The sequence below is a fragment of the Streptomyces sp. NPDC045021 genome, assembly GCF_056432645.1.
In genome coordinates this window covers 51,284-70,512 of sequence record NZ_JBWKIQ010000004.1, presented here as the reverse complement: position 1 = coordinate 70,512, position 19,229 = coordinate 51,284, and the positions used below count along the sequence as shown (strand labels likewise).

The window sequence follows — 19,229 nt, the reverse complement described above, 5'->3', positions numbered from 1 at the left end:
GGATCACGGCCCCACCTCGGCCACCGGACAATCCACTCCACTACCGAAAGCGCATCTGCCACGTGACTGCCGAAGGCATCTGGAATCTGACGATGGACACCCCGCTGGGCAAGCAACGCGCCAGAGCGGAACTGACCCTGCGGCCCGACGGATCCTGGTGCGGCACAGCCCGCGACCGGCGATCCGGTGAGGAGATGCCGCTGACCGACATCTCCGTCGAGGGCGGCCAGGTGACATGGAGGCTCTCCATCACCAAACCCCTGCGGCTCCACCTCCTGTACACCCTCGCCCTCGACGGCGATCGGCTCACCGGCAAAGCCAAGGCAGGACGTCTGCCCGCCGCCGCGGTGACCGGTGAGCGAGCCGTCGAAGCGGAACGGGAGCCCGGCGTTCAGTCATGACCAAACTCCTCTTGGCCATCCACGTCCTCGTCGCCATCGTCGCGATCGGTCCTGTGACCGTCGCGGCCAGCATGGTGCCCGCGGCGGTCCGGCGCGCTCAGTCGGCGGGCCCGGACGCGTCATCCCTCGCCATGGTCCGACTCCTGCACCGCATCTGCCGGGTGTACGCCGCGATCGCTCTGGCGGTTCCGGTCTTCGGGTTCGCCACGGCCAGCAGCCTCGGTGTCCTGGGCGATGCCTGGCTCATCGTCTCGATCGTGCTCACCGCAGTGGCGGCCGGAGTCCTGGCGCTGCTGGTTCTGCCGCGCCAGGACGCCCTGTTGATCCGACTCGATCAGGGATCGCCACCCGTCGAGCGCGCCGCGACGGTACAGCTGGCCATGCTCACCGGCATCTTCAACCTGCTGTGGGCCGCGGTGACCGTCCTGATGATCGTCCGACCCGGATCCACCACAGGAGCATGACCATGAACCGCACACGGCAACCGCTGCGCATCTCCGCTGCCGTCGAACTGGCATCCCTCGTGGTCCTGCTGGGGAATCTGTTCACCGCGCACCTGCCCGCGATCTCGTCACTGGCTGGACCGGCCCACGGCTGCGCCTATCTGTTCACCATCGTCGCCGGCGCCCGGGACCCGGGCAGAACCCCGCGCACCACGGCCCTGACGCTGATCCCCGGCATCGGAGGAATCCTCGCCCTGCGCCGGTTGGAACGGACGTCCAGGGACAACGGGACGGCAACCGGCGCCGAGCACTCGTCCGCCCTCGCGGGCGACTGACGGTACGTCATTGCCGGAACCGGACGGCGCCGCGCCACGAGAGCGCGGCGCCGTCAGCGCGGACCGGCCGGCTCAGCGCCGCCGCGAGCCGGCCGTCACCTTCTCCCCGGCATCCGCCGGCGCGCGCCGTGGCAACCCGCTGTTGCGCCTCATCGGGCAGATACTGGTCGCGCCCTGACGCCGCCTCGTCCGAGGAACTGGAAATGGCCACGCCTCCCGCACGCCCCACCGGCGCCACCGTCCGCGCAGGCATGGTCGGACGACGGTCGGTGCTGTGGGGCGCATCGTCCGTGCTGATGTGGGCGACGGGTTGTTCGAACGGTACGACGGCGCCGTCGTCCACCGGCAGCTCACGTACCCCGACACCACCCACGACGGCCACCACGGCCGCCCCGTCCCCGTCGTCCACCGCGACCGCCGCGCCCACGTCATCCGCCGCGCCTTCCGTACGGCCCAGCGCGACGCTGCCCGCAGCCATGCCGTGGCAACCGGGCCCCGGCGAGATCGAGCCCGCGGCGAAACGGAGTGCCGTGACGCTGATCGAGGCGCTCGGATCGTGGCGGCACGGGCAGAGCGGGCAGCGTCAGGCCGCGGCGCGGGCCGCCGCGCTCGGCATTCCCACCGCGCTCGCCGGCCAACTCGCCTCCCAGGCCGGGTCCCTGCTGCCGCCGTGGGACGAAGCGACCGTGCAGGTGATCGACGCGCAGTACGGCGGTCTCCTGACCGACACCGCGAGCGTTCTCGTGGTGTGCCGCCAATGGGGCAGGAGCGGCACCGGAGCTGTCATTGCAGGTGGCACCACCGTGGACGTGCGGCTGAGCCGGACGGGTTCCGGCTGGAGCGTCACCGCGCTGCATCCGGCGGTCCCGGGGCCTGCCGCCCCGTCGCCGACCGCCTCGGCGCGGGCGGTGCCGGCCCGCTCGAACATCGAGCTGCCGCCCGCGTCGGCCGCGGACATCCGCAGCGGCGCGGTGCACGAGAGCGTGCTCCGGGCGATGTTGCAGTTGGCCGATACCTACCGCATGTCGGTGAGCGTGGTGCGGTCCGGCCATCCGCTGGACGTGTTCGGCACCAGCCGTCCCAGCGACCATCCGGTCGGAAAAGCCTTCGACGTATGGCGCATCGACGGCCACCCGGTGGTCGATCCGGCGACCTCACGCTCGCTGATCACCGCGTTCATGCGGGCCGCCGCGGCCGCGGGCTCGTACAACGTCGGCGGCCCCGTGCTGCTGTCGGGTGGTGCGACGTCGAATCAGTTCTTCTCCGACGACACCCACCACGACCATGTGCACATCGGCTTCTCGTCCTGACGCGGCGGCCTACTGTTCGTCATCGTCCTCATCCCCGTACACGTCGTCCCCGTCCTCGGCGGCCGCCAGTACCGTCGCGCGCTTCGTGACGACAGCGGCAGCCATCAGCGCGCTGCCCACGAAGGCCAGCGCGACCATCCACGGCTGGTCGAACCGGTGGCGGGTGGCGTGGTCCAGGGAGTAGCGGCCCGGCCCACACAGGCCGACCGAGGCCGCGGTGAACCCGAGGAAGGCGGGATATTCGAAGCCGCCGCCCTGGGCGAAGAATCCGGCCGGCGCATGGACCGCCACGGCCCCCGCCATGGCGCCCGCCGCTGCCGCCCCGGCGGCGGGGGTGGCCAGACCCAGTGCCAGCAGCGCTCCACCCCCGGCCTCACCGAGACCGGCGGCGATCGCGCTCTGCCGACCTGGTGTGAACCCCATCTGCTCCATCCCGGCCGCAGTCGCCGTCAGGCCCCCGCCGCCGAACCACCCCAACAGCTTCTGCGTCCCGTGGGCCATCAGCACCGCCCCGGCGCCGACCCGGAGGGTGAGCAGACCGAGGTCCCGTCGGTTGATGCACGTCATCGCTGTCTCCAGGAGGTGGCTTCGGGGATGGGCTACGGGCGTATGTCTCCACTCTCCGTGCCACGAGCCGCATGCGCGCCCCGGCGCTGGGCCATACGGGCAACGAGCCCCGCTCCCCTGCGCGGGCGGCGTCCGGTCCCGCCACCGCGGTTGTCATGCCGTCACGCGTGGGGCTTCGCGCGGACGTGCATGCGCTCCCCCTGCCTCCCGAAGAGGCTGAGGATCTCGACGGGCCGTCCGTCCGCGCTGCCGAACCAGTGGGGCAGCCGGGTGTCCCACTCGGCGGCCTCCCCGGGGCCGAGGACCAGATCGTGCTCGGCGAGGACGAGCCGCAGCCGGCCGTCCAGAACGTAGAGCCACTCGTAGCCCTCGTGCGTACGGAGTTCCGGCTCGGCACCCCGGTCGGGGATGACCATCTTGTACGCCTGGAGGCGGCCCGGACTCCGGGTCAGGGCCACGGACGTGCCGCCGTTCGGCAGGGTGCGGGGTGTCAACCGCACCCGGGGATCCCCCACTTCGGGCGCGCCGACCAGCTCGTCCAGGGCCACGTGGTAGGCGCCGGCGAGCGGCAACAGCAGTTCCAAGCTGGGGCGGCGCTGTCCGGACTCCAACCGGGACAGGGTGCTCTTCGAGATGCCGGTCGCCTCGGCGAGCGCGGCCAGCGTGAGGCCGTGCTCGGCGCGCAGCCGTCTGAGCCGGGGGGCGACCTCGTCGAGGACCGTTTGGTAGGGCGGTGATGTGTCCATGCGGGCATTCCACCCCGCTGTCCCGGAAATGGCAACAAGAGTTGCCACCGTAGAACCACGGGGTACACGCTCCTCGGCATGAGCCCACACAGCGCCTCCGGACACGGACACCACGACACCGACCTCGACTGGGAGGTCATGGCCGCCCAACTGGAGAACAGCGGCGAGCTGCAGCTTCCCGTCCTCCGCCGGACGGCGGCCCGCCTGGAGGAGCTGCTCGGCCCGGAGCGGGAAGTCCGGCGCGTCCTCGACATCGGCAGTGGGCCCGGCGTGATGACCTGCGTGCTCGCGGAGACCTTCAGGGAAGCCGAGGTGGTCGCCGTGGACGGCACCCCCGGTCTGCTGGAGCGCGCACTGGCTCGCGCCGAGCGGCTCGGCCTCGGCGGCCGGATCACCGCCCGGCACGCGGAGCTTCCCGAGGGTCTGGACGGCGGTGACGAGCACGGGGAGGGCGGCCTCGGCACGGCGGATCTGATCTGGAGCAGCAAGGCCGTGCACCACCTCGGCGATCAGCAGGAGACGTTGAACGCGCTCGCCGGAGTGCTGAGGCCCGGCGGGGTGCTCGCCGTGGCGGAGGGCGGCCTGCCGACGCGCTTTCTCCCGCGCGACATCGGCATCGGCAGGCCGGGCCTCCAGGCGCGGCTCGACGCCGCCCAGGAGGACTGGTTCGAGATCATGCGGGCCGAGCTGCCCGGCAGCACCGCCGTGGTCGAGGACTGGCCCGCGATGCTCGGCCGCGCCGGGCTCGCCCGCGCCGGCAGCTTCACTTCCCTCCTCGACCTGCCGGCACCTGCGGGCGAGACGGCCCGAACCTTTCTGCACACCCATCTGACCCGGCTGCGGGAGACGATGAGCCACTCCCTGGACGCGGACGACCGCACCACGCTCGACGTGCTGCTGGACCCCGGGGCCCCGGAGGGCATCCTGCGGCGGCCCGACGCCTTCCTGCTCTCCGCCACCACGGTCTTCACGGGCGTGCGCCCGGCTCGTTGACCCCGCCGGACACCTGCGAGTCACCAGAGAACGGAGTTCATGTTGAGGACAATCAGCGCGGGACAGGACGCGGCGGCGGCCGGAGGCGCGAATCGGGCGGCTTCGGTCCGGTGGGCGCTCGCCGGCCTCTCGCTCTCCATGTTGCTGTCCTCGCTCGGCACCAGCGTCGCCAATGTCGCCCTGCCGACGTTGGCGCACGCGTTCGCCGCCTCTTTCCAACAAGTCCAGTGGATCGTCCTGGCGTATCTCCTCGCCATCACCACGGTGATCGTCAGCGTCGGGCGGCTCGGTGACATCATCGGCCGCCGGCGGTTGCTCCTGGCCGGGATCCTCCTGTTCACGGCGGCCTCGGTCCTGTGCGGCGCCGCGCCCACGCTGTGGCTGCTGATCACCGCCCGTGCGGCGCAGGGCCTCGGAGCGGCCATCATGATGGCCCTCACCATGGCGTTCGTCGGCGAGACGGTTCCGAAGGCAAGGACGGGTAGCGCCATGGGGCTGCTCGGAACGATGTCCGCGATAGGCACCGCTCTCGGTCCGTCGCTGGGCGGCGCTCTCATCTCGGGACTCGGCTGGCGGGCCATCTTCCTCGTCAACGCACCGCTGGGCGTGCTGACGTTCCTTCTCGCCCACCGCTACCTGCCCGTTGACCGGCGGGAGCCCAGGACCGATCGGGCCCGCTTCGACCATGTGGGCACGCTGCTGCTCGCCCTGACGCTCGCGGCCTATGCGCTGGCCATGACCCTGGGGCGCGGCCGTCTCGGTCCGCTCAACCTCGCTCTGCTGGTGGCTGCCGCGGTCGGAGTCGGGCTCTTCGTACGCACCGAGGCGAGGGCGGCGTCACCGTTGATCCGACTGGCGACGTTCCGCGATCCGGTGCTGAGTGCGAGCCTCGCCATGAGCGCGCTCGTCTCGACGGTGATGATGGCCACGCTGGTGGTCGGGCCGTTCTATCTCGCTCGTACGCTCGGGCTCGATGAGGCGCTGGTCGGACTCGTCCTGTCGGTCGGTCCGCTCGTCGCCGCGCTGACGGGGGTGCCGGCCGGTCGCATCGCGGACCGCTTCGGCGCATCCCGCATGACCGTCATCGGGCTCACCGCCATGGCGGCCGGTTCCCTCATCCTGTCCATGACGTCGGCGACGCTCGGCATCATCGGCTACATTGTCCCGCTCGTCGTCGTCACCGCCGGCTATGCGGTGTTCCAGACCGCCAACAACACCGCTGTCATGGCAGACATCCGCCCGGATCAGCGAGGCGTCATGTCCGGCATGCTCAACCTGTCGCGCAATCTCGGTCTCATCACCGGCGCGTCCGTCATGGGCGCCGTGTTCGCGCTCGCGACAGCGACCAGCGACGTCACGACGGCGCGTCCCGAGGCGGTTGCCACCGGCATGCGGATCACATTCGCGGTGGCGGCGATTCTGATCGTCGTCGCGCTCGTCATCGCGGTGGGAAGCCGGACTCTCTCGCGACACTCGCGACACCTTGCGAGTCGGTCCGGGCCGCGTGCACAGCAGACAGCCGGACCTGACCTGCCACGTCGGAGCACCAGCTCCTGAGGCCGGGTCAGGTGATCGCCGCGCCGCGGCCCACCAGCAGCGCCACGTCGAGCGCCGCCACCAGAACGGCGGAGGCGAAGGCCGCCCGTTCCCGGTGGCGGCCCACCACGCTCCCCGCCCCGGCGACCAACACGGCCGCGACGAGCGCTGCCACGCTCCCCGCACCGGGTCGGCCCGGCGGACCGAGGACCAGGACGGCGGTCGCGGCCACCAGAGGGAGCGGGAGCAACCGGCGGGTGCCGAGAGTGCCCAGCCGCTGCGGCCATCCCCGGACCCCGGCCGCCAGGTCCGCGCGGATGTCCGGCAGTACGTCACCCAGGTGGGCGCCGATGCCCAGCAGCGCTCCCGCGCAGGCGACCCACCAGGCGGGCCACGGGTGCCCCGGCAGGCTCAGCGCCACGAAGGCGGGCAGGCTCGCGAAGCCTGCCGCGTAGGGCAACCAGGACCACGCCGTCGCCTTGAGGCGCAGGTCGTACGCCCACGCCGCGGCGACCCCCGCCAGGTGGACGGTCCCCGCCCGCGCACCGCAGGCCAGCGACAGCGGCACGCACAGCGCCAGTGCGCACCACGCGGCCGTCCACACGGTTCTCGCCCCGACCGCACCGGCGGCGATCGGCTTGTCGCGGCGGCCGGCGGCGATGTCGCGGCGCGCGTCGAACGCGTCATTGCACCAGCCCACCGACAACTGCCCGGTCAGTACGGCCGCAGCGGTCAGCGTGGTGAGCGCGGCACTGCGGCTCGCGGCCCAGGCCAGAACGGTCACCAGCACCGTGACCGCCGCCGTCGGTCCGGGGTGACAGGACCCCGCGAGGGATCCCGCCAGGCCGGCTGCCCGGCCACTCGATCGGACGGACGGGGGAACAGACGGGGCACCGGCGGTCGGCTGCTCGGGAAGGGCCACAGGCCGATCCTAGGCACCTCTGGTCGTGTCGCAGCGTGTGCCGGTGATCACCGGGTGTTGAATGCCTGTCCCGGGTGAAGTTCCGGAGCAGGCCCCGCCCCCACGTCGGGAGTCCCATGACCCGTATCGCAGCCGTTCACGGCGCACTGGCGCCCCACCGTCACGCGCAGGCCGAGATCACGGACATAGTGGCGCGCACCTGTCTGCCCCCGAGCACCGACCGCAAGGTGTTGGACCGGCTCCATCAGGGATCCCAGGTCCGTTCGCGCCATATGACGCTGCCGCTCGACCGGTACGCGGAACTGGACGGCTTCGGCGCCGCCAACGACGCCTTCATCACGGGGGCCACCGCCCTGGGCTCCCAAGTGGTCCGCGGGGCGCTGCGCGCCGCGGGGTTGCTGCCTTCCGACGTCGATCTGCTGATGTTCACCTCGGTCACCGGGATCGCCACCCCGTCGATCGACGCGCGGCTCGTCGGCCGGCTCGGACTGCGCGAGGACGTCAAACGGATGCCGCTGTTCGGCCTCGGCTGCGTGGGGGGCGCCGCCGGACTGGCCCGCGTGCACGACTACTTGCTCGGGCGGCCGGACCATGTCGCGGTGCTGCTGTCGGTCGAACTGTGCTCGCTCACCTTCCAGCGCAACGACGACTCCATGGCCAACATGGTGGCGACGGCCCTGTTCGGCGACGGCGCCGCCGCGGTCGTGGCCTGCGGGGCGGCACGCACCGGCGGGTCGCCCGCCGGGGCGCCCCTACCGGCCGGACCGACGATCGTCGCCACACGCAGCCGGCTGTACCCCGACACCGAACAGGTCATGGGCTGGAGCATCACGAACTCCGGTTTCAAGGTCGTCCTGGATCCCGCCGTCCCCGATGTGGTGCGCCGCCATCTCGCCGACGACGTGAAGGGGTTCCTGAGCGAGCACGGACTGAAACCCAAGGACGTGGCCGCCTGGGTGTGCCATCCGGGCGGTCCCCGCGTTCTGGAGGCCGTCTCGGAAAGCCTCGACCTGCGGGACGGGGCGCTGGACGTGACGTGGCGCCACCTGGCCGAGGTCGGGAACCTCTCCTCGTCGTCGGTACTCCATGTGCTGCGGGACACGTGGGCCGAACGCCGCCCACCGGCGGGCGCCCCGGGTCTGCTGCTGGCGATGGGGCCCGGTTTCTGCTGCGAACTGGTGCTGCTGCGCTGGTAGGTCGGAGGACTCATGATCTGGTACGCACTGTTGGTGGCGGCGGTCGCCGTCGAACGGGTCGCCGAACTTGTCGTCGCCCGGCGCAACGAGCGCTGGAGCACGGCCCGTGGAGCGGTCGAGGCCGGTCAGGGCCACTACCCCGCCATGGTCGTCCTGCATACCGCGCTGCTCGCGGGGTGTGTGATCGAAGCCGGGCTCGCCGACCGCGCCTTCGTACCGTCTCTGGGATGGCCGATGCTGGCCGTGGTGGTGGCGGCCCAGGGACTTCGGTGGTGGTGCATCAGCACCCTGGGCCCACGCTGGAACACCCGCGTGATCGTCATTCCCGGGATGCCGTTGGTGACCGGAGGCCCCTACCGGTGGTTCAGCCATCCGAACTACGTCGCCGTCGTCGCCGAAGGCGTGGCGCTTCCCCTGGTGCACACCGCCTGGGTCACCGCCGTCTCCTTCACCGTTCTGAACGCCGCCCTGCTCACCGTGCGCGTCCGCTGCGAGAACGCGACCCTGGCCACCGCCGCCGGACCACGGTCCGTACCGGCAGGGGTGCCGGGACCCGGCGCCGGTCTGGACGCGACGACATGATCGATGTCCTGGTGGCCGGCGGGGGTCCCGCGGGACTGGCCGCCGCCATGCACGCCGCCCTCGCCGGGATGCAGGCCGTCGTCATGGAGCCCAGGACCGCTCCCGTGGACAAGGCGTGCGGCGAAGGTGTCATGCCGGGCGGAGTCGCCGCCCTGCGGGCGCTGGGCGTCGACGTCGCCGGTCGCGAACTGCGCGGCATCCGCTATCTGGACGCCACCCGCCAGGCCGAGGCCGGTTTCCGTGGCACCACCGGGCTCGGAATCCGCCGCACCACCCTCCACAGCGCGCTGCACCGGCGCGCCCGGGATCTCGGGGTGTCGATCGTGACCGGCAAGGTGTCCTCGGTGCGCCAGTCGGCGGACCATGTGGTCGCCGCGGGGATGACGGCACGGTGGCTGATCGCAGCCGACGGCCTGCACTCCCCCGTGCGCCGCAGCCTGGGGCTGGGACTTCCGGACCGCGCGGAAGGACGTTACGGGCTGCGCCGGCACTACCGGGTGGAGCCGTGGACGGATTTCGTCGAGGTGCACTGGTCCGACCACGGCGAGGCCTATGTGACACCCGTCGCCGATGACCTGGTGGGCGTCGCCGTACTGAGCCGCAGCCGGCGCGGGTACGACGACCATCTCGCCGCCTTTCCGGCACTGTCCGCGCAGTTGCGGGGCTCGGCCGCGACGTCCGTACGCGGCGCAGGGCCGCTGCGCCAGCGGGTACGCCGCCGCGTCGCCGGCCGGATCCTGCTCGTCGGTGACGCGGCGGGATACACCGATGCCCTCACCGGTGAGGGCATCGCGCTGGGGCTGCGGAGCGCCGAGGCGGCGGTGCGGTGTCTGGTCGGCGGTCGCCCGGAAGCCTACGAGGCGGCGTGGGCGCGGCTGACACGGCGCCACCGTGTCCTGACCGAGGCGCTCCTGATGGCCGGCCGCCACCCGCGCACCGCCCGCCTCATCGTCCCGGCCGCCGCCCGTCTGCCCGCCGTCTTCTCGGGCGCGGTGCACGTTCTGCGGTAGCCGGGCCGGTGGGCGGTACGGGAGACGGCCTACAGATCGAGAGTGATCGTGCGGATCTCGGCCGCGGGTTCCACGGAACGCACCAGACGGGCGAAGGCTCCCAGCAGCCGCAGCAGCTCGGCCCCGTACCCCAGCAGGCTGTCGGTCTGGCTGAGACCGTCCACCAACAGGACGCTCTCGCGCACGCCGTCCGCACCCACGGAGGACTTGAGGACGCACTCCCAGAACCACATCGTGTCCGCGCCGGTCAGCACGGCGGTCTCCACATCGGCGACGCTGGTGTGGGCGTACCGCAGATACGGCAGCCGGTTGCCGTTCTGGGCGAGGAACGCCGGTCGGCGCATCGAGTAGATCCTGTTGTGCCGGCGGGAGGCCGCGCGCAGCCCACGGGTCCAGGTGCGTTCCCTGACCACCAGCCAGGTCTGGGCCGCCACCAGGCACTCCATCAGCGAATCGCCCCGCGTGCGGACGCAGAGCGCGACGGGGAGCGAGATCCCCGGGCGCAGCGGGACCACGCCGAGGGGCAGCTCCGGATTCCAGGTGGGCCGGAACACGGCCTGGCGATCGGGGTCGGAGCGGTCGACGCCGCACTCCTCCAGAAAGCCGGCGAGCACCTGCACCGTCTGCGGGCACGCGCCGCGGCCGCGATCCGCGATGCGCCACAGCAGACAGAGCATCGCCCGGAAGGTGCGTTGGCGGCCCAGCTCCGACTCCTGCGCGAGCTCGATGACGAGTTCGTCGCTCCCCGCGCCCGCTATGCCCCCGACCAGGCGCAGCCGGGCGGCCGGTCCGGGACGGCCACCGTCCAGGTCCACCGCGCACAGGCCCTGGTCCGTGCCCTGCCCGGATCGGACGGGCAGCCCGCAGTCGTGGAGCAACCCGATGAGCGGCCCCCGCTCCGTGGCCGGCACGGGGATGCGCACCCCGTCCCTGAACGCACTCGGCAGGGGCATCACGTAGTCGTCGGCGAAAGGCGAGGCGTCGTGAAAGACCGACGGCGCGCGCAGGGCCTGTGTCTCGACCAGCCCGTCGAGCCGGGGCGGCCCGTCCGTGAGGCGCAGGGGCGGCCCCTCCGCCAGCGTCTGCGCGTGGGTGGAGCGGACCCCGGCGAAGAGGTCGGCGTTGACCAGGGCGTCCTCCCTGGTGCGGCAGGACGGCACGTCGAGCCGCACACCCGCTGCCTGTGGAGTGGCCTGGAGCGACCAGTCGCCGGCGAACCCGCCGACCGGGTCGACCGCACCCAGCACGAACCGGCAGCCGCCCTCGACTCCTCCCTCGACGCGGAGCAGGGAGCGCAGGCTCTTGCCCGCGATCTCGCCCGTGTTGACCTTGCCGCCCGCGGCCGCCCAGGTGGAGGTGGCGTCCTCCACGTCGACCTGGGTCAGGGTGTGGAGTGCCGCCAGGGTGAGCAGGTCGGCCCGGGCGAGAGTGGGCCAGTCGGCCGGCAGTTCCAGCCAGTTGCCTGTCGGTGCGATGTCGGACTCGATGAGGCGCTTGGTGGCCCGAGCCGCGAAAATACCCACGTCCTCGGCCCTACCGGTCCTGTGCCGGCGACGGCAGAAGCTCGTAAGCCCCCCACTGCATTTCCTGCCCCCCTCACCGAGCCCCCTGGCGCGATCCGCGGTCAGCGAGGCCGGCCGGAGGGCTTGCGGTCAGCGTAGGGTTCAGCACCGCATGATGTACCGCCAATCGGGAAAACCATGGCCAATACGGAGTTAGCGCATGTCGATGCGACATCGCGCCGTCTGCCGCCTTCGATCGGCAGGCGCACCCGGAGCAGCGGGGGCGCCCCGTGTGAGAGACGGCACGCTTGCCCGGATGCCCGCTCGGACGGCGCCCTCCCTGTCTATGGTGTGGATCATGAGTACACACTTTGACGTCGTGGTCCTCGGCGCCGGCCCGGGCGGGTACACCGCCGCGGTCCGCGCGACCCAGCTCGGACTGCGCGCGGCGGTCATCGAGGAGAAGTACTGGGGCGGGGTGTGCCTGAACGTCGGTTGTATCCCGTCGAAGGCGCTGCTGCGCAATGCCGAACTGGCGCACATCTTCACCCACGAGGCGAAGACCTTCGGAATCCGGGTCGAGGGCAAGGTCAGCTTCGACTACCGGGAGGCGTACCTGCGCAGCCGGAAGGTCGCCGACGGCCGCGTCGCCGGCGTGCACTACCTGATGAAGAAGAACGGCATCACCGAGTACGACGGCCGGGGCACCTTCGTCGACGACCACACGCTGCAGGTGGCGCTGCGGGCGGGCGGGACCGAGACGGTGACGTTCGATCACTGCATCGTCGCGACCGGGGCCACGACGCGGCTGCTGCCGGGCACCTCGCTGAGCGAGCGGGTCGTCACCTACGAGGAGCAGATCCTCACCGACACGCTTCCGGAGAGCATGATCATCGCCGGGGCCGGCGCGATCGGCGTCGAGTTCGCGTATGTGCTGCACAACTACGGGGTGAAGGTCACGATCGTCGAGTTCCTCGACCGCGTCGTGCCGCTGGAGGACGCCGAGATCTCGGCCGAGCTCGCCAAGCGCTACCGGCGTCTGGGCATCGAGATCCTGACGTCCACCCGGGTCGAGTCCATCGACGACAGCGACCCGTCGGCCAAGGTGCGGGTCACCGTCTCGCGAGACGGACAGCAGCAGGTCCTGGAGGCCGACAAGGTCCTGCAGGCGATCGGCTTCGCGCCGCGCGTCACCGGCTACGGCCTGGAGGCCACCGGTGTGCGTCTGACCGAGCGCGGCGCCATCGACGTGGACGCTCGCGGCCGCACGAACGTGCCGCACATCTTCGCGATCGGCGACGTCACCGCGAAGCTGATGCTGGCTCATGCGGCCGAGTCGATGGCGGTGATCGCGGTCGAGACCATGGCGGACGCGGAGACCATGGAACTCGACTTCACCATGATTCCGCGGGCCACCTACTGCCAGCCGCAGATCGCCAGCTTCGGCTGGACCGAGGCCCAGGCCCGGGAGAAGGGCTTCGACGTCAATGTGGTGAAGTTCCCCTTCACCGCGAACGGCAAGGCCCACGGCCTGGGTGACCCGGTCGGCTTCGTCAAGGTGATCAGCGACCGGACCCACGGTGAGCTGCTCGGCGCGCACCTGATCGGTCCCGAGGTCACCGAACTGCTGCCGGAGCTGACCCTGGCCCAGCAGTGGGACCTGACGGTCCACGAGGTGGCGCGCAACGTGCACGCCCATCCGACGCTCGGCGAGGCGGTCAAGGAGGCCATCCACGGCCTGGCCGGACACATGATCAACTTCTGATCGCGCTGGTCGCACTCGTCGCGCAAGGGTCCGGGACATGCGGCACCGGACCCCTGCGCGGCGCTCGCGGCCGGGCGGCCCCGAAGCGGGCGGCCGGTCCACTCCGCGCGCTTCCACGCCGGGTGGCGCACGATGAGATCGTGATGACGGTACTGCTCATGGAGCACGACAGCGACACATCGAGCGACCTGCGCTCGGCGATCCACGCCAACCGGCACTTCCGCGTCATCGCGCACGGGACGGACGCCGCTACCGTGGTGGCGCTGGCACGGACCCTCCTGACCGACGTTGTGATCATCGACGCCCGTCTCGACACCATCAACCCGCTCGCCCTCTGCCGGGAGCTGCGCGCTCTGAGTCCGCCACCGGCGGTCGTGATCATCGCCGCGGACCTCGTCGGCGCCGAGCCCGCGCACCAGCTCGCCGTGAAGGGTTCCGTCCACCTGCTGCGCGGCGCCGAGCCGGCCGATGTCGTGAACGCCCTGCGGGCGATCGGCGTCCGACGCAGCAACTGCGATCCCGACGCCATGTGACCTCGGTGGTGACCGGTCCGGAGCAGTTCTCCCCGACGAAGGGGGCAGCCCTCGTTCCGGCCGAAGGCCCGGCCCGAACGAATCGGTGCGCGTCACCACCGCCCCGGGCCCCCTCCACGAACCCGTCGTCGGTCTCTACGCTGTTCCTTCATGGACATACCTGGAGCCACACCGCGCGGGCCCGAATCGTCCGTGCCGGAACCCCCCGCAGCCTCCGACCTCGACGACTTCCTGCGCGAGTTGGGCGCCGAAGACCTCGAGCACCCCGGTGGAACCCTGCTGGCGCACCTGCGGAGGGTCCGGGCCCAGCTCGGTATGTGGGGAGCACGCCCGGCGCTCCAGCTCGCGGGACTGGGTCACGCCTTCTACGGAACCGACGGCTTCGCCACCGCGCTTCTGCCCGTGGAGCGACGGTCGGAACTGACGGCGGTGATCGGAGCCGAGGCCGAGACGCTCATCTATCTCTACGCCAGTTGTGACCGCAAGGCCTCCTACCCGACGCTCGCGGACGCCGATGTGCGCTTCCGCGACCGGTTCACCGGCACCACCTTCGCCCCCAGCCTGCGACAACGGCAGGACTTCGCGGAGATCACGGCAGCCAACGAGCTGGATCTCGTGCGGATCAACCCCGCGTTCCGCGACCAGTGGGGACCCGATCTTCTGGCCCTGTTCACCCGTATCCGCGTGCTGTTGAGCGAACCCGCCTGGCAGGAATGCCGAACCGTGCTCCTGTGAACCCTTTGCGGGCCGGCATGCGGCTGACCCTCATGTGATCCGCGTCCGGTCCGGCCGGCTGGACCGGCTGGCCCGAAGACGGGTTCAAGCCACGCTCAGCCCCTGGGCGACCTTCTGCAGTTCCGTGGTGGGCAGTGGCTCGCCGTACATGGCGCCGAGGCTCATGACCTGCAGCGTCCAACCGTCCTCCTGCCAGATCACAGACCGATTGCCCTGACCGGCCCAGACCTTCGCACTCTTGCCGTGCACGGTGACGGTGCCGACCTGGACGGCTCCCTGCGTATCGATCGTCCCGTTGCTCTGGACGACCAGGAGACCCTCAGGGGTCTGCAGCGTCTTGACGCTTCCGAAGGCGAAGTGATGCGTGACAGTCGACGGTCCGGCCTGCTGAGGGTTCCTGTTCGTCTCGAACCCCACCGGTTCCTGCGAGTCCGCGTGGTAGCCGGACGGCAGGTACGTCGTCTGCCAGAGTTTCCTGTCGTCGATCCGTGCCATCTGACGGCCGGTCGCGGCGTCGACCAGCACGCGCGCGCCCAGCGGAGCCTTCAGCCGTGCCTGCAGCGTCCCGCCCAGGCGTGCTACCGCAAGGCAGGGCGTCTGCGGCGACACCGGTTCCTGCGTGGGCCGCACGCTGAGCAGAACGCGGCCCGGTTCCTCGACCGCGACAAGGTCCTCCCGCTCTTTGCAGGCCAGCATGTGGCCGTAATCGGCCTGCACGACCACCGTGCGGTCGTCGCACCCCACCAGTGCGGTCCCCGCCATGGTGGCCGGCGCGCCGGCACCGGGTGTGCCCTTCACCTTGGATGCACCGGGTGCATCCTTCACCACGCAGGAGGGCGGCACCGTGTAGGTGTTCTGGACCGGCGGCGGCGCGGCTCCGGCCGGTGCACCCGGCCGCGCACAACCTGCCGCGATCAACATCACGGTCCCGCAAAGGACCGGCACAACCTGACTGCGTAACGAACGACGCATGGATTCCCCCCATGGGATCAGAGCCAACAGCCCTTCGACGCAGGCCGATCCCCGTGGGTTCCCCGACTGCCCCGAGTCCTCCGGCCGCCGTGTGCCGCAGCTTTTGATCGGCACGGGTGCAAAACACTTGCACTGGTAGTTACGCGACGATGAGGATCAGGCCATGCCTACCTTCACCGCTCCCGACGGAACAGAACTCGCCTACCACGTCGTGGGTGACGGCGAACCGCTGCTCTGCCTGCCCGGTGGGCCCATGCGCGCATCGTCCTACCTCGGTGATCTCGGCGGACTGTCGAAGCAGCGCCGGCTGGTCATGCTCGACCTGCGGGGCACCGGCGACTCCGGTGTCCCCGACGACCCGGCCACGTACCGGTGCGATCGGCAGGTCGGCGATGTCGAGGCGTTCCGCGATCACCTCGGTCTGGAGCAGGTCGACCTTCTCGCGCATTCGGCCGCCGGCGACCTCGCCCTGCTCTACGCGGCCCGGCACCCGCGGCGCATCCGCACCCTCACGCTGGTCACCGCCCGCGCTCGCGCCCTCGGTGTCGACTTCACCGAAGAACACCGCCGGGAGGCGGCTGCCCTGCGTTCCGCCGAGCCGTGGTTCGCGGTCGCGCACGACGCCTACGAACGGGTCTGGTCCGGTTCCGCGACCGACGCCGACTGGGATGCCATCGCCCCCTTTTTCTACGGTCGTTGGGACACCGTCGCGCAGGCCCACTCCGCAGCCGAGGTCGAGCAGAGCAATGCCGAGGCCGCCGACCACTACGCCTCCTCCGGCGCCTTCGACCCTGCCGCGGCCCGCGCCGTCGTCGCCGCATGGGACGCACGGGTCCTGGTCCTGGCGGGTGAACGGGACAGCGGACCGCTCCCCCGTATCGCCGCCGACATCGCGGATCTGTTCCCCCGGGCCCAGTTGACCGTCCAGCCCGGCGCAGGCCACTTCCCCTGGCTCGACGATCCTGAGCGATTCACCCGGACCGTCGCGACGTTCCTGGCCCAGGAGCGTGTCGCGCCGATCCACTGAGCCGACGACCCGGCCGGGCGTCACGGACGAGAGCGCTACGTCGTGTCGAAGGCCCGGGTGAACTCCCGGACGGCCCGGGCGAGCGCCGCCGGCTGGTCCAGAGGGATGAGGGTGTAGCTGTCCGCAACCTCGACCAGCCGTGCGTGCGGGAGGAGTTCGGCGAGGCGTCGGCCGTGGTCGAGTGGCATCACGCGGTCCTCACGCGCCCAGAGCACCAGGACGGGACGGTCGAAGTCCGGCAGGTACTCGGCCGCGGCCAGCAGCAGGCCGGTGTCCGCCGCCGCTGCTCGCAGCATGCGGACGGTGTCACGGCGGATCGCCGGCTGCCGCAGCACCGGCTTCATCCACCGGGCGGTGACCGCGTCCCCGCGTTTGGTCAGCCACCCGAAGGCGATCGGGAGCCGGCGGACCGTCCGAAGCCGCATCTGCTGCATGAACAGCCCGAACATCCGGGGCGAGAGCTTTCCGGTGAGCAGGAGCGTCCTGCCTGTCAGCCCGGGTGGGAAGTTGTCGAACGCGTCGCAGGAGGCGAGCACGACCCGTCCCACCCGCTCGGCGCCGTCGCGCATGAGCAGTTGGACGAGGGCCCCGCCGGTGTCATTGCCGACGAGAGTGACGTCCCGCAGATCAAGTCGTTCCAGGAACTCCGCGACGAGCCGGGCCAGCGCGGGCAACGACAGGTCCGCGTCGGGGTGCATCGCGTGACGGTGCGCCCCGAAGGGCAGCGTCGGTGCCACACACCGGTGGTCGGCCGAGAGATCGGCGATCGGTCCGCCCCACAGCGACGCGTCCATCAACAGCCCGTGCAGCAGAACCAGCGTGGGGCCGTCGCCGCCGGTGTCCTCGTATTCGATGGTCCCGGCGGAGAGTTCGAGCTGCTTCATACCGATCACCAGGTGGTGGAGGCCGCGGTGTCGGAGGCGAGGCCGTCCGCCGCCTCTTGACCGAGAAGGTGCCGGTGCAGGAACGACAGCTCGGCCTCGACGGTCCGTTCGTGTGCCTCCAGGAACGGTGCGTAGTGTCCTCCGGGCACACGGAACACCTCCGCGCGGGGCGCTCGCCGCGCCGCTCGGACGGCGGGTGCGGCGGGGTTGGTCCGATCCTGGTCGCACGCGACCACGAGCAGCGGAGATCGAACGCGGGAGGCGAAGCGGCCGGGGCGGTAGAAAATGATGCGCAGTGCTGAGCGGGCGGCCATCTCCTGCTGCCAGTGCGGATACTTGTTGCCCGGGTTGAGTGCCGCGTCGCCCTGCAGCCCGTCGGGTGTCGTGAGCAGTGCGACGGTGCCCGGTTCGCCGACGAGCGGGATCAGCAGGGGGTCACGGCCGAACAGGCCGCGGAAGGTGTCGACGATGCCGCGGACGGCGAAGCGCAGCATCGCGAGCGGTTTCTGGTGGCGTCCCGCGCTGCGCGAGGCGACCAGCCCATCGGCCAGCGGCGACTGGGCGATCGCCGCCGCAAGCTGCGGATTGCGGGCCGCGACCCGGAAGATGTGACCGCCGGACAGCGAGAAGGCCCAGATCGCGAGCCGAGCGGGGTCGACCGCCGGCAGGCCGGCAGCGCAGCCGATCGCGGCCTGCCAGTCGGCGAGCTGCTCGTCGACACGCACGATCTGGCGCGGTTGACCACCGCTCTCGCCCAGCCGGCGGTGGTCGAAGGCGAGCACGCTGAACCCGGCCTCGTGGAACCGCTGGGCGAACACGTCGGTGCCGGGCTCCTTGATCACCCCGCCACCGCCGGTCATGATCACGCAGCCGCCGTTGGTGCCCGGATAGTGCCAGGCAGCGCACTCCGTGTCGCCGCTGACGAAGCGGACCTTCTCTCGCTCTGCGGGCACATGCATGTCGACTCCCCGTGGATGAAATGCACTCTCTCCCAAAAGTGAACCACGTGGTTCGCATCGTGTCCATCAGAGCCCCGCAGCCGCACCGGGACCTGGGTCCGAGCGGCTACGGGGCCCGGAACGTGGGCGGCTACTCGTCGGCGGCCTCTTCGCGATCCAGCGCACGGACCAGGGCCGCGAACCCCGCGGCGATCCCCACGGCGTCACCGCTGGTCCGGGAGTCCACCAGGAATCCGCGCAACACCGCGAGGATCATCTCGGCGACCTCGAGCTTGCGCGGCTCGGGCCAGTGCTCCGGGCAGATGGAGAGCAGCAACGGCAGGTACTGCTGCGACGCCTCCCGTCCGAGCGCCGCGTAGCGGTCGGGGTCGTACATCGCCAGGCCGATGGCCTGATCGAGCACCCGCGCTTCCTCCCCCACGAGGACGGGCCACACCGCGCGGACCCACTCCCCCAGCGGCCGACGGGCCGGCCCCGCCGTGGCCGCGGCGAACGCCTTCGCGATGCGCCGTTCACGCAGTTGGACGATGGCCTGGACGAGCAGGTCGTCGGCTCCGTCGAAGTGGTACAGCAGCACCTTGTGCGTGGCCCCGGCCGCTCGCGCGGCACGCCGCAGCGAGAAGTCCACGAGCCCGTTGACCGCAAGGTCCTCGGTGACGCTGTCGAGCAACTCCTGGCGCCTGGCCTCGCCGCGCGGCGATCCCGCCGATCGCCGGTAGCCCGTTCGTTCTGGTGAGCCGTCGTCGGCAGTGGTGTTCACAGCGACAGTTTCCACGAGCGGACGCCCACGGGCGCGCACGCCCGGACAGGC

The 19,229-nt window shown here is 71.3% G+C and carries 22 protein-coding genes; 13 read left to right on the top strand and 9 right to left on the bottom strand.

Annotation, left to right across the window (positions count from 1 at the left end; all coding sequences use genetic code 11):
- The first annotated feature begins 62 nt into the window (after positions 1-62).
- The 3 genes from AC07DC_RS14455 to AC07DC_RS14445 are packed head-to-tail and all read left to right on the top strand — an operon-like array spanning position 63 to position 1,179.
- Positions 63-401 (top strand): hypothetical protein, encoded by a 339-nt coding sequence (locus AC07DC_RS14455; protein ID WP_478914710.1) that lies wholly within the window; start codon positions 63-65, stop codon positions 399-401.
- Entirely contained in the window at positions 398-865 is a 468-nt protein-coding gene (locus tag AC07DC_RS14450) for a hypothetical protein (RefSeq protein ID WP_478914709.1), read from the top strand. The genes AC07DC_RS14455 and AC07DC_RS14450 overlap by 4 nt, the downstream gene beginning before the upstream one ends.
- 2 nt (positions 866-867) lie before the next feature.
- Positions 868-1,179 carry a DUF3817 domain-containing protein gene (locus AC07DC_RS14445; RefSeq protein WP_478914708.1) on the top strand — a complete coding sequence of 104 codons (312 nt, stop codon included), beginning with the start codon at positions 868-870 and terminating at the stop codon, positions 1,177-1,179.
- Positions 1,180-1,186: 7 nt separating this feature from the next.
- Here AC07DC_RS14445 and AC07DC_RS14440 read toward each other — a convergent pair whose 3' ends face one another.
- The gene (locus AC07DC_RS14440) at positions 1,187-1,657 is read right to left on the bottom strand and encodes a hypothetical protein (protein ID WP_478914707.1); all 471 of its coding nucleotides are present in this window, start codon (positions 1,655-1,657) and stop codon (positions 1,187-1,189) included.
- On the opposite strand from AC07DC_RS14440, the gene AC07DC_RS14435 reads away from it, so the two are divergent.
- On the top strand, positions 1,656-2,489 hold the full coding sequence (locus AC07DC_RS14435; RefSeq protein WP_478914706.1) for a hypothetical protein: 834 nt from the start codon (positions 1,656-1,658) through the stop codon (positions 2,487-2,489). The two genes, AC07DC_RS14440 and AC07DC_RS14435, sit on opposite strands and share 2 nt — an antisense overlap.
- A gap of 9 nt (positions 2,490-2,498) precedes the next feature.
- On the opposite strand, the gene AC07DC_RS14430 is transcribed toward AC07DC_RS14435, so the two are convergent.
- Together AC07DC_RS14430 and AC07DC_RS14425 are read right to left on the bottom strand one after the other, a co-directional pair.
- Positions 2,499-3,056: a DoxX family protein gene (locus AC07DC_RS14430; RefSeq protein WP_478914705.1), complete on the bottom strand. Its 558-nt coding sequence runs from the start codon at positions 3,054-3,056 to the stop codon at positions 2,499-2,501.
- A 161-nt stretch (positions 3,057-3,217) separates the two neighbouring features.
- Entirely contained in the window at positions 3,218-3,802 is a 585-nt protein-coding gene (locus AC07DC_RS14425; RefSeq protein ID WP_478914704.1) for a helix-turn-helix domain-containing protein, read from the bottom strand.
- A gap of 78 nt (positions 3,803-3,880) precedes the next feature.
- Here AC07DC_RS14425 and AC07DC_RS14420 point away from each other — a divergent pair, with 78 nt between their 5' ends.
- Positions 3,881-4,795: a class I SAM-dependent methyltransferase gene (locus AC07DC_RS14420; RefSeq protein WP_478914703.1), complete on the top strand. Its 915-nt coding sequence runs from the start codon at positions 3,881-3,883 to the stop codon at positions 4,793-4,795.
- A 39-nt stretch (positions 4,796-4,834) separates the two neighbouring features.
- Positions 4,835-6,352, top strand: coding sequence for an MFS transporter (locus tag AC07DC_RS14415; protein ID WP_478914702.1), 1,518 nt, complete (start codon positions 4,835-4,837; stop codon positions 6,350-6,352).
- Positions 6,353-6,359: 7 nt separating this feature from the next.
- Here the strand turns inward: AC07DC_RS14415 and AC07DC_RS14410 are convergent, their stop codons facing one another.
- On the bottom strand, positions 6,360-7,253 hold the full coding sequence (locus AC07DC_RS14410; RefSeq protein WP_478914701.1) for a UbiA family prenyltransferase: 894 nt from the start codon (positions 7,251-7,253) through the stop codon (positions 6,360-6,362).
- A gap of 116 nt (positions 7,254-7,369) precedes the next feature.
- Between AC07DC_RS14410 and AC07DC_RS14405 the strand changes: the two genes are divergently transcribed.
- From AC07DC_RS14405 to AC07DC_RS14395, 3 genes are read left to right on the top strand one after another with little or no spacing between them, the layout of a single operon-like run.
- Positions 7,370-8,449: a type III polyketide synthase gene (locus tag AC07DC_RS14405; protein WP_478914700.1), complete on the top strand. Its 1,080-nt coding sequence runs from the start codon at positions 7,370-7,372 to the stop codon at positions 8,447-8,449.
- A gap of 12 nt (positions 8,450-8,461) precedes the next feature.
- Complete coding sequence (locus AC07DC_RS14400) at positions 8,462-9,031, top strand: isoprenylcysteine carboxyl methyltransferase family protein (protein ID WP_478914699.1); 570 nt, start codon at positions 8,462-8,464, stop codon at positions 9,029-9,031.
- Positions 9,028-10,041 carry an NAD(P)/FAD-dependent oxidoreductase gene (locus AC07DC_RS14395; RefSeq protein WP_478914698.1) on the top strand — a complete coding sequence of 338 codons (1,014 nt, stop codon included), beginning with the start codon at positions 9,028-9,030 and terminating at the stop codon, positions 10,039-10,041. Before AC07DC_RS14400 ends, AC07DC_RS14395 begins: the two co-directional genes overlap by 4 nt.
- Positions 10,042-10,070: 29 nt before the next feature.
- Here AC07DC_RS14395 and AC07DC_RS14390 read toward each other — a convergent pair whose 3' ends face one another.
- Positions 10,071-11,564, bottom strand: a complete 1,494-nt coding sequence (locus tag AC07DC_RS14390; protein WP_478914697.1) for a hypothetical protein — start codon at positions 11,562-11,564, stop codon at positions 10,071-10,073.
- Between the two features lie 337 nt (positions 11,565-11,901).
- Between AC07DC_RS14390 and lpdA the strand changes: the two genes are divergently transcribed.
- The 3 genes from lpdA (at position 11,902) to AC07DC_RS14375 (ending at position 14,576) form a co-directional block, all read left to right on the top strand.
- The gene (lpdA, locus tag AC07DC_RS14385; protein WP_478914696.1) at positions 11,902-13,308 is read left to right on the top strand and encodes a dihydrolipoyl dehydrogenase; all 1,407 of its coding nucleotides are present in this window, start codon (positions 11,902-11,904) and stop codon (positions 13,306-13,308) included.
- Between the two features lie 143 nt (positions 13,309-13,451).
- Complete coding sequence (locus AC07DC_RS14380; RefSeq protein ID WP_478914695.1) at positions 13,452-13,841, top strand: response regulator; 390 nt, start codon at positions 13,452-13,454, stop codon at positions 13,839-13,841.
- A 150-nt stretch (positions 13,842-13,991) separates the two neighbouring features.
- Positions 13,992-14,576, top strand: a complete 585-nt coding sequence (locus AC07DC_RS14375) for a DUF6817 domain-containing protein (RefSeq protein WP_478914694.1) — start codon at positions 13,992-13,994, stop codon at positions 14,574-14,576.
- A gap of 84 nt (positions 14,577-14,660) precedes the next feature.
- On the opposite strand, the gene AC07DC_RS14370 is transcribed toward AC07DC_RS14375, so the two are convergent.
- Positions 14,661-15,575 carry a hypothetical protein gene (locus tag AC07DC_RS14370; protein ID WP_478914693.1) on the bottom strand — a complete coding sequence of 305 codons (915 nt, stop codon included), beginning with the start codon at positions 15,573-15,575 and terminating at the stop codon, positions 14,661-14,663.
- 136 nt (positions 15,576-15,711) lie between these two features.
- Here AC07DC_RS14370 and AC07DC_RS14365 point away from each other — a divergent pair, with 136 nt between their 5' ends.
- Positions 15,712-16,575 carry an alpha/beta fold hydrolase gene (locus AC07DC_RS14365; protein WP_478914692.1) on the top strand — a complete coding sequence of 288 codons (864 nt, stop codon included), beginning with the start codon at positions 15,712-15,714 and terminating at the stop codon, positions 16,573-16,575.
- Between the two features lie 35 nt (positions 16,576-16,610).
- On the opposite strand, the gene AC07DC_RS14360 is transcribed toward AC07DC_RS14365, so the two are convergent.
- From AC07DC_RS14360 to AC07DC_RS14350, 3 genes are all read right to left on the bottom strand, one after another.
- Positions 16,611-17,459: an alpha/beta fold hydrolase gene (locus tag AC07DC_RS14360; protein WP_478914691.1), complete on the bottom strand. Its 849-nt coding sequence runs from the start codon at positions 17,457-17,459 to the stop codon at positions 16,611-16,613.
- A gap of 5 nt (positions 17,460-17,464) precedes the next feature.
- Positions 17,465-18,418 (bottom strand): alpha/beta hydrolase, encoded by a 954-nt coding sequence (locus tag AC07DC_RS14355; protein WP_478914690.1) that lies wholly within the window; start codon positions 18,416-18,418, stop codon positions 17,465-17,467.
- A 130-nt stretch (positions 18,419-18,548) separates the two neighbouring features.
- Positions 18,549-19,178 (bottom strand): TetR/AcrR family transcriptional regulator, encoded by a 630-nt coding sequence (locus AC07DC_RS14350; RefSeq protein ID WP_478914689.1) that lies wholly within the window; start codon positions 19,176-19,178, stop codon positions 18,549-18,551.
- Between the last annotated feature and the right edge of the window lie 51 nt (positions 19,179-19,229).

Excerpts from the sequence above, each read along its gene's own strand:
- AC07DC_RS14450 (WP_478914709.1), top strand. The coding sequence starts at position 398 with ATGACCAAACTCCTCTTGGCCATCCACGTCCTCGTCGCCATCGTCGCG.
- AC07DC_RS14445 (WP_478914708.1), top strand. The coding sequence starts at position 868 with ATGAACCGCACACGGCAACCGCTGCGCATCTCCGCTGCCGTCGAACTG.
- AC07DC_RS14435 (WP_478914706.1), top strand. The coding sequence starts at position 1,656 with ATGCCGTGGCAACCGGGCCCCGGCGAGATCGAGCCCGCGGCGAAACGG.
- AC07DC_RS14440 (WP_478914707.1), bottom strand. The coding sequence starts at position 1,657 with ATGGCTGCGGGCAGCGTCGCGCTGGGCCGTACGGAAGGCGCGGCGGAT.
- AC07DC_RS14430 (WP_478914705.1), bottom strand. The coding sequence starts at position 3,056 with ATGACGTGCATCAACCGACGGGACCTCGGTCTGCTCACCCTCCGGGTC.
- AC07DC_RS14425 (WP_478914704.1), bottom strand. The coding sequence starts at position 3,802 with ATGGACACATCACCGCCCTACCAAACGGTCCTCGACGAGGTCGCCCCC.
- AC07DC_RS14420 (WP_478914703.1), top strand. The coding sequence starts at position 3,881 with ATGAGCCCACACAGCGCCTCCGGACACGGACACCACGACACCGACCTC.
- AC07DC_RS14415 (WP_478914702.1), top strand. The coding sequence starts at position 4,835 with ATGTTGAGGACAATCAGCGCGGGACAGGACGCGGCGGCGGCCGGAGGC.
- AC07DC_RS14405 (WP_478914700.1), top strand. The coding sequence starts at position 7,370 with ATGACCCGTATCGCAGCCGTTCACGGCGCACTGGCGCCCCACCGTCAC.
- AC07DC_RS14400 (WP_478914699.1), top strand. The coding sequence starts at position 8,462 with ATGATCTGGTACGCACTGTTGGTGGCGGCGGTCGCCGTCGAACGGGTC.
- AC07DC_RS14395 (WP_478914698.1), top strand. The coding sequence starts at position 9,028 with ATGATCGATGTCCTGGTGGCCGGCGGGGGTCCCGCGGGACTGGCCGCC.
- lpdA (WP_478914696.1), top strand. The coding sequence starts at position 11,902 with ATGAGTACACACTTTGACGTCGTGGTCCTCGGCGCCGGCCCGGGCGGG.
- AC07DC_RS14380 (WP_478914695.1), top strand. The coding sequence starts at position 13,452 with ATGACGGTACTGCTCATGGAGCACGACAGCGACACATCGAGCGACCTG.
- AC07DC_RS14375 (WP_478914694.1), top strand. The coding sequence starts at position 13,992 with ATGGACATACCTGGAGCCACACCGCGCGGGCCCGAATCGTCCGTGCCG.
- AC07DC_RS14365 (WP_478914692.1), top strand. The coding sequence starts at position 15,712 with ATGCCTACCTTCACCGCTCCCGACGGAACAGAACTCGCCTACCACGTC.
- AC07DC_RS14360 (WP_478914691.1), bottom strand. The coding sequence starts at position 17,459 with ATGAAGCAGCTCGAACTCTCCGCCGGGACCATCGAATACGAGGACACC.
- AC07DC_RS14355 (WP_478914690.1), bottom strand. The coding sequence starts at position 18,418 with ATGCATGTGCCCGCAGAGCGAGAGAAGGTCCGCTTCGTCAGCGGCGAC.